We start from the raw sequence: 379 nt of genomic DNA on the forward strand, positions 1-379 counted from the left end.
TTTCCCTCCCCCCCTTCCCTTTCCCCTTCCCCCTTTCCCCCCTCCTCTTTTTTCTCCTCTTTCCTTCCCTTCCCCCCCCCTCCCTCTCCTCTTTTTTCCTTTCCTTTTCTTCCCTCTTTCTTCTTCTTCCTCTTTCTTCCCCTTTCTTCTCTTCTCCCTTTTTTTCCCCCCCCCTTTCCTTCCCTTCCCCCTTCCCCCTTTCCCCCCTCCTTTCCCCCTCCCTCTTTTCCCCCCTCCTCCCCCCTCCCCCTCTCCTTCCCTCCCCTCGTCCCTGGTTTTTGCCGTCCTTCCTTTCCCTTTTGTTCCCTGTTGGCTCCCCCCCCTCCCCCGCTCCCTCGGCCTCGCCGCCCCTCCCGCTTTCCCCTCCTTCTCCCTCCCC

The 379-nt window shown here is 60.7% G+C and carries 1 pseudogene; it reads right to left on the minus strand.

What is annotated here, in order from left to right:
* Positions 1–379, minus strand: a pseudogene (locus KH400_RS30025) (hypothetical protein); the annotation flags it as partial.

The sequence above is a fragment of the Desertibacillus haloalkaliphilus genome, assembly GCF_019039105.1.
GTDB classification, from domain to species: domain Bacteria; phylum Bacillota; class Bacilli; order Bacillales; family KJ1-10-99; genus Desertibacillus; species Desertibacillus haloalkaliphilus.